Annotated in this window: 9 protein-coding genes and 2 pseudogenes; 5 read left to right on the plus strand and 6 right to left on the minus strand. The window is 64.4% G+C overall.

The window, feature by feature from the left end; genetic code table 11:
• Window position 1 precedes the first annotated feature (1 nt).
• The 4 genes and pseudogenes from ALC15_RS34250 (at window position 2) to fahA (ending at window position 4,034) form a co-directional block, all read left to right on the plus strand.
• Complete coding sequence (locus ALC15_RS34250) at window positions 2-229, plus strand: DUF2783 domain-containing protein (RefSeq protein ID WP_050631105.1); 228 nt, start codon at window positions 2-4, stop codon at window positions 227-229.
• 28 nt (window positions 230-257) lie between these two features.
• Window positions 258-1,213 (plus strand): annotated as a pseudogene (locus ALC15_RS34255) (MBL fold metallo-hydrolase).
• Window positions 1,214-1,215: 2 nt separating this feature from the next.
• A complete protein-coding gene (gene hmgA, locus ALC15_RS34260) occupies window positions 1,216-2,562 on the plus strand; it encodes a homogentisate 1,2-dioxygenase (RefSeq protein ID WP_050631106.1) in 1,347 nt (448 codons plus the stop codon).
• Between the two features lie 203 nt (window positions 2,563-2,765).
• Window positions 2,766-4,034: a fumarylacetoacetase gene (gene fahA, locus ALC15_RS34265; RefSeq protein WP_050631107.1), complete on the plus strand. Its 1,269-nt coding sequence runs from the start codon at window positions 2,766-2,768 to the stop codon at window positions 4,032-4,034.
• A gap of 98 nt (window positions 4,035-4,132) precedes the next feature.
• Here the strand turns inward: fahA and ALC15_RS34270 are convergent, their stop codons facing one another.
• Entirely contained in the window at window positions 4,133-4,444 is a 312-nt protein-coding gene (locus ALC15_RS34270) for a DUF1272 domain-containing protein (protein ID WP_050631108.1), read from the minus strand.
• 84 nt (window positions 4,445-4,528) lie between these two features.
• A complete protein-coding gene (locus ALC15_RS34275) occupies window positions 4,529-5,005 on the minus strand; it encodes an Lrp/AsnC family transcriptional regulator (RefSeq protein ID WP_050384067.1) in 477 nt (158 codons plus the stop codon).
• Window positions 5,006-5,128: 123 nt separating this feature from the next.
• Between ALC15_RS34275 and hppD the strand changes: the two genes are divergently transcribed.
• A complete protein-coding gene (hppD, locus tag ALC15_RS34280; RefSeq protein WP_050631109.1) occupies window positions 5,129-6,247 on the plus strand; it encodes a 4-hydroxyphenylpyruvate dioxygenase in 1,119 nt (372 codons plus the stop codon).
• A 171-nt stretch (window positions 6,248-6,418) separates the two neighbouring features.
• On the opposite strand, the gene ALC15_RS34285 is transcribed toward hppD, so the two are convergent.
• From ALC15_RS34285 to ALC15_RS34300, 4 genes and pseudogenes are all read right to left on the minus strand, one after another.
• Entirely contained in the window at window positions 6,419-7,531 is a 1,113-nt protein-coding gene (locus ALC15_RS34285) for a CaiB/BaiF CoA transferase family protein (RefSeq protein ID WP_050631110.1), read from the minus strand.
• A 314-nt stretch (window positions 7,532-7,845) separates the two neighbouring features.
• Complete coding sequence (locus tag ALC15_RS34290; protein ID WP_050631111.1) at window positions 7,846-8,646, minus strand: FAD binding domain-containing protein; 801 nt, start codon at window positions 8,644-8,646, stop codon at window positions 7,846-7,848.
• A gap of 11 nt (window positions 8,647-8,657) precedes the next feature.
• A pseudogene (locus tag ALC15_RS34295) lies at window positions 8,658-10,996 on the minus strand (xanthine dehydrogenase family protein molybdopterin-binding subunit).
• 90 nt (window positions 10,997-11,086) lie between these two features.
• Window positions 11,087-11,572, minus strand: a complete 486-nt coding sequence (locus tag ALC15_RS34300) for a (2Fe-2S)-binding protein (RefSeq protein ID WP_024583646.1) — start codon at window positions 11,570-11,572, stop codon at window positions 11,087-11,089.
• Window positions 11,573-11,890 lie beyond the last annotated feature (318 nt).

An 11,890-nucleotide genomic window follows, 5' to 3' on the forward strand; every position in this document is an offset into this window, starting at 1 on the left:
GATGGCGCTGTCGACCAGTTCGAACTTCGCAAAGCCCGATGACGCCTTCCGCGCCATCGTTGAGGCGCATCGCGGCCTCACCGACGCGCAGAGCGCCGATCTCGATGCCGCGCTGGTTCTGGTGCTCGCCAACCATATCGGCGATCTCGACGTGCTGCGCGAGGCGATCGCACTGGCGAAGCGGCGGATGCCGGACGCGAGCCAGCAGCAGCAACAGCAACAACAATAGCACCGATCAAACGAACAGGATTGAACTGATGGCCAAAGGTTTCGCATCGACCACGGATCTCGGGGAGAAGAAGGTCACCTTCTCCGAGATCGGCACTGATCTCTATGCCTTTACCGCCGAGGGCGATCCCAACACCGCGGTGATCGTCGGGGACGATGGCTGCCTGGTGTTCGACGCGCAGGCAACGCCGGCGATGGCCAACAAGGTGATCGAGCGGGTCAAGACCGTCACCGACAAGCCGATCAAATATGTCGTGCTGTCGCATTATCACGCGGTGCGCGTGCTCGGCGCCTCGGCCTATCACGCGCAGGGCATCGTGGCCTCGCAGGAGACCTATCGCCTGATCCATGAGCGCGGCCAGCAGGACTGGGATTCCGAATACGGACGCTTCCCGCGCCTGTTTCAGGATGCGGCGAGCATTCCCGGCCTGACCTGGCCGACGCTGACCTTCGAGGGCGAGATGTCGATCTATCTCGGCAAGCGCGAGGTGCGGCTGATGCAGCTCGGCGCCGGCCATACCTCGGGCGACATCGTCGCCTGGGTGCCGGATGCGAGGTGATGTTCTCGGGTGATCTGATCGAATATCACTCGGCCTGCTATTGCGGCGACGCGCATCTGCGCGAATGGCCGATGACCTTGAACGAGATCCGCGCCTTCAATCCGAAGGCGATCGCGCCGGGCCGCGGCGATGCGCTGAAGGGCCTCGAGACCGGCCGCGATGCGATCGCGATGACCCGCGATTTCGTCACCACGCTCTATGGCGCCGCCGAATCGTCGGTCGCCAGGGGCCGCAGCCTGAAAGAATCGATGGCGGCGACGCGCGAGGTGATGGATCCGAAGTTCTCGAGCTTCGCGATCTACGAGCACTGCCTGCCGTTCAACGTTTCGCGTGCCTATGACGAGGCGTCAGGGATCGACGATCCCGTGATCTGGACCGACAAGCGCGACCAGGAAATGTGGGCCGCCCTGCAAGGAGGAGGATAGACATGAACATCAATACCTCGCCTGATCAGATCGTGCGCAGCTCGGGGCAAGTCACCCCGGGCTACATGTCCGGCTTCGGCAACAGTTTCGAGACCGAGGCACTGCCCGGCGCACTGCCGATGGGGCGCAACTCGCCGCAGCGCTGCGCCTACGGGCTCTACGCCGAGCAGCTCTCCGGCTCGCCGTTCACGGCGCCGCGCGGTACCAATGAGCGCTCCTGGCTGTATCGCATCCGTCCGTCGGTGCGGCACTCCGGCCGCTTCGCCAAGGCCGATGCCGGGTTGTGGCGCACCGCGCCATGCCACGAATACGACATGCCGATCGCGCAACTGCGCTGGGACCCCGCGCCGATCCCGAAGGAAGACATGACCTTCCTGCAGGGCGTGCAGACCATGACCACGGCGGGCGATGCGAACACCCAGGCCGGCATGGCGGCGCACGTCTATCTCATCACCAAATCGATGGTCGACCAGCATTTCTACAATGCCGACGGCGAGATGATGTTCGTGCTGCAGCAGGGCAACCTGCGCCTGGTCACCGAGTTCGGCCGCATCGATGCCGAGCCCGGCGAGATCGTGGTGATCCCGCGCGGCGTCAAGTTCCGCGTCGAGATTCCGAATGGACCTGCGCGCGGCTATCTCTGCGAAAACTACGGCGGCGCCTTCACGCTGCCGGAGCGCGGCCCGATCGGTGCTAACTGCCTGGCCAATTCGCGCGACTTCCTGACGCCGGTCGCCGCCTACGAGGACAAGGACACGCCGACCGAGCTCTTCGTGAAATGGGGCGGCTCGCTGTTCAAGACCACGCTGCCGCATTCGCCGATCGACGTGGTCGCCTGGCACGGCAATTACGCGCCCTATAAATACGATCTGCGTACCTTCTCGCCGGTCGGTGCGATCGCCTTCGATCATCCCGATCCGTCGATCTTCACGGTGCTGACCTCGCCGTCGGAGACCGCCGGCACCGCGAATATCGACTTCGTGATCTTCCCGGAGCGCTGGATGGTGGCCGACAACACCTTCCGCCCGCCGTGGTACCACATGAACATCATGTCGGAGTTCATGGGGCTGATCTACGGGGTCTACGACGCCAAGCCGCAGGGCTTCGTGCCCGGCGGCATCTCGCTGCACAACATGATGCTGCCGCACGGCCCCGACCGCGAAGCCTTCGAGCATGCCAGCAACGGTGAGCTCAAGCCGGTCAAGCTGATCGGCACGATGGCCTTCATGTTCGAGACCCGTTTCCCGCAGCGCGTGACCGAGCACGCGGCGAAGTCGTCGACGCTGCAGGATGATTACTCGGATTGCTGGAAGGGACTGGAGAAGAAGTTCGACCCGACCAAGCCGTAGCCCTTCATCCTCCCCTGGAGGGGGAGGGTCGACGCGAATGAAATGAGCGGCGGGGTGGGGTGACAGTCTCTCCCTTGAGGCGGTCCCCGAGTGGAGGGATCATCCCACCCCTCTCGCATTTCGCTTCGCTCCATGCGAGCCGACCCTCCCCCTCCAGGGGAGGGTGGCGAAAATGGCATCACCATTACTGCATTGAGAAAATCATGCCGCACCCCAACGACCCCAAGCTCCGCTCCTTCATCGACGTCGCCCCGACCTCCGACTTTCCGATCCAGAACCTGCCCTACGGCGTGTTCTCCGCGAATGGACTGGCGCCGCGCGTCGGTGTCGCGATCGGCGACTACGTGCTCGACCTCTGGGAGCTCGAGCAGGACTCGCGGCTCGATGTCGGGCCGCTCGGCGTGTTCTCGCAGCCGTCGCTCAACGCATTCATGGCGCTCGGGCCGAAAGTGTGGTCGGCGACGCGGGCGCGGATCAGCGAGCTGTTGCGCGCCGATCATCCGGAGCTGCGCGACAACAAGGAGTTGCGCGCGCGGGCGCTGGTGCCGATGGCCGACGTCAGGCTGCACATGCCGTTTGCGGTGTCCGGCTACACCGATTTCTATTCGTCGAAGGAGCACGCCACCAATGTCGGCGTCATGTTCCGCGGCAAGGACAATGCGCTGCAGCCGAACTGGCTGCACATGCCGATCGGCTACAACGGCCGCGCCTCGACGGTGGTGGTGTCGGGCACCAAGGTCAAACGGCCGCGCGGGCAATTGAAGCCGCCGACCGCCGAGGTGCCGAGCTTCGGCCCCTGCAAGCGGCTCGACTTCGAGCTGGAGATGGGGGTCGTCGTTGGGCAGAGATCGGCGATGGGCGAGATGCTGACCGAGAAGCAGGCCGAGGAGATGATCTTCGGCTTCGTCATCCTCAACGATTGGAGCGCACGCGACATCCAGCAATGGGAGTATGTGCCGCTCGGCCCGTTCCAGGCCAAGGCGTTCGCGACCTCGATCAGCCCGTGGGTGGTGACGCGCGAGGCGCTGGAGCCGTTCCGGATGCAGGGCCCGAAGCAAGAGCCGGAACCGCTGGCCTATCTGAAGCAGGCGAGGCCGAACAATTACGATCTCGCGCTCGACGTGAGCTTGCGTGCCGGTGCGATGAACGAGGCGAAGACCATCTGCAGCACCAGCTTCAAGTACATGTACTGGTCGTCGGTGCAGCAGCTCGTGCACCACGCCTCCAGCGGCTGCGCGATGAATGTCGGCGATCTGCTCGGCAGCGGCACGATCTCCGGCCCCGAGAAGCACCAGCGCGGCAGTCTCCTGGAGATCAGCTGGAACGGCACCGAGCCGGTCGAGCTTGCCGGCGGCGTCAAGCGTTCATTCCTCGAAGACGGCGATTCGCTTGTCATGCGCGGCTGGTGCCAGGGCGACGGCTACCGCGTCGGGTTCGGTGAAGTCGAGGGTACGATCGTCGCGGCGGAGTAGCTACGTCTCATTCCGGGGCGATGCGGAGCATCGAACCCGGAATCTCGAGATTCCGGGTCTGGTCGTTCGGACCATCCCGGAATGACGGGCTAACCGAATTACCGATCTTCCGGCCTGATATCCCGTAAGCGCGCGGTATGTGCCGCGCAGTCCTCGCGGCTGTATTTCAGGTGCACCCGCTTGTCCGACGGCGGCTGATTCACGGTGCAGACTCCCGCCCGCCACGGCTTGGCCGGGCGGATCGGACGTGGCGCAAAACCGCCGCCGCAGTTCGGGCAGACATTGCCGAGCTTGGTCTCGACGCAATCCGCACAGAACGTGCATTCATAGGAGCAGATCCGCGCGTCGAGCGCGCTCGGTGGCAGGTCCTTGTCGCAATATTCGCAGTTCGGTCGCAGCTGCAGCGCCATGGTCGTCTCTCTAACTGGATGCTGGCGGAATGATCGCAGGTCGTGCCACCGAAGCGAATGACGGAATTCCCTCGATTTGAGCCATCACGCCTGGAGAGATTTCAGCGGCAGCCTGGTGCTTTCCTTCAGGCGGTCGAGCACGATCGATGAGCGCACATGCGCCACGCTCTGGTGCGGCATCAGCACGTTGTTGACGATGTCGGACAGGCTCTTGAGGTCGCGCAGCATCACCTTGAGCACGTAGTCGGCGTCGCCGGTCAGCGCGTAGGCCTCCTGGATGTCGTCGACCCGGTTGACCAGCTCGCGAAACCGCTTGGCGTTGTCGGGCGAATGGGTCGCCAGCGTGATGTGGATGAAGGCGATCAGGCCGAAGCCGAGCGCCTCGCCGGCGAGGTCGGCGTGATAGCCCGCGATCACCTTCTCCTCCTCCAGCCGCATCCGCCGCCGCGAGCATTGCGAGGCCGATAGCCCGACGAGGTCGGCCAGCTGCTGGTTGGTCAGCCGGCCGTCATCCTGCAGGGCGGCGAGCATTTTGAGGTCGAAGGCGTCGACTTCCGGCATGCATAAAATGTCCATTCTGTGCACGAGTCATGCGTAATAATAGCGAAACGAGCCTCAATTTGCACGCACGTTGCGCAGCAGGTGACGGAAAATGATCTTGAGACAAATCAGGGAGTTACCGCTATGGGTCCGTTTCCGCACGATGCGCCGCCGGCCGAAATCAGCACCGACAATCCGATGGGCACCGACGGCTTCGAGTTCGTCGAATATGCCCACCCCAATCCGGCTGAGCTGCACGCTTTGTTCAAGCTGATGGGGTTTGTCGCGGTCGCCCGGCACCGGACCAAGGCGATCACGGTCTATCGCCAGGGCGACATCAATTATCTCGTCAACGAGCAGCCTGGCACCCACGGCTTCAACTTCGTCGCCGCGCACGGCCCGTGCGCGCCGTCGATGGCGTTCCGTGTGGTTGATGCCAAGCACGCTTATGAGCGCGCGATCGCGCTCGGCGCGGAGCCGGCGGATGTGTCGTCCGCCGCGAAGACGCTCGATGTGCCCGCGATCAAGGGCATCGGCGGCAGCCTGCTCTATTTCGTCGACCGCTACGGCGCCAAGGGCTCGGCCTATGATGCCGAGTTCGAGTGGTTGGGCGCCGCCAACCCGCGCCCGGCGGGCTCGGGCCTCTATTACATCGATCATCTCACCCACAACGTGCATCGCGGCCGCATGGATGTCTGGACTGGCTTCTACGAAAAACTGTTCAACTTCCGCCAGATCCGCTTCTTCGACATCGAGGGCCGCGCATCTGGCCTGTTCTCCCGCGCGCTGACCAGTCCGGACGGGAAGATCCGGATTCCGATCAACGAGGATGCCGGCGATTCCGGGCAGATCGAGGAATATCTCAACGTCTATCACGGCGAGGGCATCCAGCACATCGCCTGCGGCGCGCGCGATATCCACGCGACGGTCGAGAGGCTGCGCGCGGACGGCCTGCCGTTCATGCCGTCGCCGCCCGACACCTATTTCGAGCGGATCGATGCCCGCCTGCCGAAGCACGGTGAAGACGTTGCGCGGCTTCAGACGAATGGCATTCTGATCGACGGCGAGGGCGTTGTCGACGGCGGCCAGACCAAGGTGCTGCTGCAGATCTTCTCGGCGAACGCGATCGGCCCGATCTTCTTCGAATTCATCCAGCGCAAGGGCGACGACGGCTTCGGCGAAGGCAACTTCAAGGCGCTGTTCGAATCGATCGAGGAAGACCAGATCCGTCGCGGCGTGCTCAAGGTCGACCACGCCGCGTAAGCGTGTCGTAGAGCCAGGCCAGCGCAAAGCAAGGTGTCGTCCCTGCGAAAGCCGGGACCCATACCGCGGAATCTATCGAGTTTGCCGGGTGGCAGTCCCGCGGAATAATGGTGCGCTACACCGACGTTCCGGGGTTATGGGTCCCGGCTTTCGCCGGGACGACAGCGCGATCTATTTCGTCGCTTTCCACTCGGTCGTCACATCGCCAATGCTCGCCAATTCCGGCTCACGGATGGCGGACGGCGTGCGCGAGAAGCGCGGTGCAGGCGCGGGCTGGGTGACGCCGTGGCGTTCGACGAACACCTGGCGGGCCGCCATGTGCGGATGTTTGGGCGCTTCCTCCATGGTGAGGATCGGCGCGAAGCAGATGTCGGTGCCTTCCATGATCTTGCACCAGTCGGCGCGCGACTTGCTCTTGAACACCTTTTCCAGCTTCGCCTTCAGCGCCGGCCAGGCCTTGCGGTCCATCTGGGCGTCGAAGTCGGCGTCGGTCAGGTCGGCATGCTTGCGCAGCAGTGCGTAGAACTGCGGCTCGATCGAGCCGATCGAGATGAAGTTGCCGCAAGAGCATTCGTAGACGCCGTAGAAATGCGCGCCGCCGTCCAGGAAATTCTGGTCGCGGCCGCCGCTCCAGCGGCCCTGCGCGGCCATGTCGTAGAACATCGACATCAGCGAAGCCGCGCCGTCGCACATCGCGGTATCGACCACCTGGCCCTTGCCGGACTTCTGCGCTTCCAGCAGCGCCGCGAGCACGCCGACCACGAGGTAGAGCGCGCCGCCGCCGAAATCGCCGACCAGATTGAGTGGCGGCACCGGCTTCTCCTTGGTGCCGATCGCAGCGAGTGCGCCGGTGATCGAGATGTAGTTGATGTCGTGGCCGGCGGCGTTGGCCAGCGGGCCTTCCTGGCCCCAGCCGGTCATGCGGCCATAGACCAGCTTCGGATTGCGCGCGAGCACGACATCAGGGCCGAGGCCGAGGCGCTCCATCACGCCGGGACGAAAGCCTTCGATCAGTGCATCGGCATGGCTGAGCAGGTCGAGTACTTCGGCAATGGCCGCCTTGTTCTTGAGATCGAGCTCGATGACCTTGCGGCCGCGGGTTGCCACTGCCTTCAAATTCTTGCCCGCGCCGACCCGGTCCAGCGTGATGACCTCGGCGCCCATGTCGGCGAGCAGCATGCAGGCGAACGGACCGGGACCGATGCCGGCGAATTCGACGATGCGGAAGCCTGTGAGCGGGCCCGAGGTGCGAGCGGCGGTTTGGGAGGCGGGCTTGTCGAGCACGTGATGGTTCCGTTGTTGCTGTGAAGGGGTAGTCGAAGGGTCTTGTCCGCAGAGAGCCGGTGCGTCCGGCGTCAGGCGGGCGCGCTGCCGCCAAGGGCGCGGTCAGGCGATTGGGTGCCGTGGCGATTGGTGCTGCCGAACGTCATGAGTCCACTCCCCGCGACCGTCCGTCTGACGGTATTTTTAATTAGCTGATTAGCTAAATTCTCTCGCCTTATGGGGGATGTGGCAAGCCTTTTCGGCTGGAATGCCAGCAAAACGCGAACGGCGCGCATCGCTGCGCGCCGTCTGCATAGGTTCAGGAGGGATAGCGGCTAGCCGGCGGCGGTCACCGCCCGCTGTCCCATCACCTTCACGAGGTTGGCGCGGTAATCCGCCGAGCCGTGGATGTCGGCGAGCAGGCCGCTCGCCGGGATCGTGACGCTGTCGAGCGCCGACGCGGCCCAGTTCGCCTTGAGCGCCTGTTCGATCGGCGCCACCCGCATCACGCCGCTCTGCGAGGCGCCGGTGGCGGCGACGCGGACGTCGCCCGCCTTGGTCTTGGCGACGAACACGCCGGTCAGCGCGAAACGCGAGGCCGGGTGCCGCATCTTGGCATAGCCGGCCTTGGCGGGGACCGGGAACGACACGGCGGTGATCATCTCGCCATCCTCGAGTGCCGTCGTGAACAGGCCCTTGAAGAAGTCCTCCGCCGGGATCGACCGCTTGTTGGTCTTGACCACGGCGCCGAGCGCCAGCACCGCCGCCGGATAGTCCGCCGCCGGGTCGTTGTTGGCGAGCGAGCCGCCGATCGTGCCGCGATGACGCACGGCGGGATCGCCGATCATCGACGCCAGATGGGCGAGCGCCGGGATCGCCTTCTGCACGGCCTCGCTTTGCGCGACGTCGTAATGCGTCGTCGCGGCCTTGATGGTGACGGTGTCGCCGGACACGTCGATGCCGATCATGTCCTTGATCTTGGCGACGTCGATCACGTCGGATGGTGCAGCAAGCCGCTGCTTCATCACGGGGAGCAAGGTCTGTCCGCCGGACAGGAACTTGGAGTCCGTGCCCTTGGCGAACTGCGCCACGGCATCGTCGATCGAGGATGCGCGGTGATAAGTCGTCTCGTACATCGTATCCTCCCTCAACCGTGAATGGCGTGCCAGACGCGATCGGGCGTCGCCGGCATTTCCAGCTTGTTGTTGCCGATGGCGTCCGTGATCGCGTTGATCACGGCAGCAGAGGCGCCGATCGCGCCGGCTTCACCGCAGCCCTTGACGCCGAGCGGATTGCCCGGACACAGCGTCGTGGTGTGGGAGAGCTGGAACGACGGCAGGTCGTCGGCGCGCGGCATGGTGTAATCCATGAACGACGCGGTCACGAGCTGGCCGGTGTCGTCATAGACGGCACCTTCGAGCAGCGCCTGGCCGATGCCCTGGGCAAGGCCGCCATGGACCTGGCCTTCGACGATCATCGGGTTGATCAGCCGGCCGAAATCGTCCGCCGCCACGAAGTTGACGAAGGAAGTCTTGCCGGTGCCGGGATCGACCTCGAGCTCGCAGATATAGGCGCCGGCCGGGAAGGTGAAGTTGGTCGGGTCGTAGAACGCCGTCTCCTTCAGACCCGGCTCCATGCCGTCGGGCAGGTTGTGCGCGGTGTAGGCGGCGAGCGCGACCATCGGCAGCGCGATCGACTTATCGGTGCCGGTGACCTTGAACTCGCCATTCTCGATCACGATGTCGCTCTCGGATGCCTCGAGCGCATGTGCCGCGATCTTCTTGGCCTTGGCCTCGACCTTCTCCATCGCCTTCACGATCGCCGTACCGCCAACCGCAAGCGAGCGCGACCCGTAGGTGCCCATGCCGAACTGCACCTTGTCGGTATCGCCATGGACGATCGAGACCTGGCTGATCGGCACGCCGAGCCGTTCTGCGATGATCTGGCAGAACGTCGTCTCGTGGCCCTGGCCGTGGCTGTGCGAGCCGGTGAGCACCTCGATGGTACCGACCGGGTTGACGCGGATCTCAGCCGATTCCCACAGGCCGACGCCGGCGCCGAGGCTGCCGACCGCCTTCGACGGCGCGATGCCGCAGGCCTCGATGTAGCAGGAGACGCCGATGCCGCGCAGCTTGCCACTGGCTTTCGCCTTGGCCTTGCGCGCCGGGAAGCCGGCATAGTCGATCGCTTTCATCGCGGCGTCGATCGAGGCGTGGAAGTCGCCGATGTCATACGCCATGATGACCGGCGTCTGATACGGGAACGCGGTGATGAAGTTCTTCTTGCGCAGCTCGGCCGGATCGACCTTCAACTGCCGCGCCGCCGTCTCCATCATGCGCTCGATCAGATAGCTCGCCTCGGGACGGCCGGCGCCGCGATAGGCGTCGACCGGCGTCGTATTGGTGTAGACGCCGATCACCTCGCGTAGATCGCCGGGATCACGTACTGGCCCGACAGCAGCGTCGCGTAGAGATAGGTCGGCACCGCCGAGGAGAACAGCGACATATAGGCGCCGAAATTGGCGTGGGTCTTCACCCGCAAGCCAAGGATCTTGTTGTCCTTGTCGAACGCCATCTCCGCCTTCGAGACATGGTCGCGGCCATGCGCGTCGGTGAGGAAGGCCTCCGAACGGTCACCGGTCCACTTCACCGGACGACCCACCTTCTTGGAGGCCCACAGCGCCACCATCTCTTCCGGATAGATGTAGATCTTGGAGCCGAAGCCGCCGCCGACGTCGGGCGCGATCACGCGCAGCTTGTGCTCGGGCGCGATGTTGTAGAACGCCGACAGCACGAGGCGGGCGACGTGCGGATTCTGCGAGGTCGTGTAGAGCGTGTAGTGCTCTTCGGCCTGGTCGTAATGCGCGACCGCGGCGCGCGGCTCCATCGCATTCGGCACCAGGCGGTTGTTGGTGAGGTCCAGCGTCACCACATTGGCCGCCTTGCTGAACGCATCCTTGACCGCGGCTTCGTCGCCGAGATGCCAGTCATAGACGATGTTGCCGGGGGCCTCGGGGTGCAGCTGCGGCGCGCCGGGCTTGATCGCGGCCTTGATGTCGGCCGCCGCGGGAAGCTCCTCGTAGTCAATGACGACGGCTTCCGCCGCGTCCTTGGCCTGGTTCTTGGTCTCGGCGATCACCACCGCAACCGCCTGTCCGACGAAGCGCACGGTCTCCGGCGCCATCGCCGGCCACGCGCCCATCTTCATCGGCGAACCATCCTTCGAGGTGATTGCCCAGCCGCAGATCAGATTGCCGACCTTGTCGTCGACGATCTGTTGACCGGTCAGCACCGCGATCACGCCGGGCATCTTCATGGCCTCGGCCGAGTTGATGCCCTTGACCTTGGCATGGGCATGCGGGCTGCGGATGAAGTGAGCGTAACTCATGCCGACCATTTTGACGTCGTCGACGTAACGTCCTTGTCCGGTGATGAACCGGCGATCTTCCTTGCGCACGACGCGTGCGCCAATTCCTTCAACACCCATGGTCTAGTCCTCCCGACCGGAGATTCGATTTGCCGCCGTTTCCATCGAGACCGGCGGTGATGAGCTTGATCGCGTGCGGAGCGGGGCGCGCTATTCGGCGGCCTGCGCCACCTTCATGCGGCCGGCAGCGTCGAGCACCGCCTTGACGATGTTGTGGTAGCCGGTGCAGCGGCAGATGTTGCCTTCGAGCTCGTGACGAACCGTTTCCTCGTCGAGCTTGCCGCCATGGCGATGCACGATATCGACCGCGGACATGATCATGCCGGGGGTGCAATAGCCGCACTGCAGGCCATGATTGTCGCGGAACGCCGCCTGCATCGGGTGCAGCTCGTCGCCCTTGGCGAGGCCTTCGATGGTGGTGACGTTGGAGCCCGCCGCCTGGCCGGCCAGCATGGTGCAGGATTTGACCGCCCGTCCATCGACATGGACGACGCAGGCGCCGCACTGGCTGGTATCGCAGCCGACATGGGTGCCGGTGAGGTTCAGGTTTTCGCGCAACAGGTGCACGAGGAGGGTTCGGTCCTCGACGTCGACCGAGACCGCCTTGCCGTTTACCGTCAGTTTGACTGTAGACACGCGTTTCTCCCAATAGCTTCGTTATGGGCCCAGTAGACCACGCTTCTTATGGGTCGTAACCGCGATCAAAGTCGTAGTTACGGCCCTGTCATGAAGGCTCCGGGCTGTGCCTGTGATCCTAGCAGGCGGCCGTTCAATGGGCAATTTGCAAGCGGCCGGCGGCGCCCTCCGGCGTGACGAAAATGCGCTGCGGCGCAAGCGATTTTCGGCAGATGGATGCTGCTTGCGGCACGTCAAAATCGCGGCCGCGATTGCTACTACCTTCCGCCTATAACGACGCGGAGGCGTTGCTGGCATTTTCATCGTCGATGTAGCGAC

It is taken from the genome of Bradyrhizobium viridifuturi, assembly GCF_001238275.1.
In the GTDB taxonomy this organism is placed as follows: domain Bacteria; phylum Pseudomonadota; class Alphaproteobacteria; order Rhizobiales; family Xanthobacteraceae; genus Bradyrhizobium; species Bradyrhizobium viridifuturi.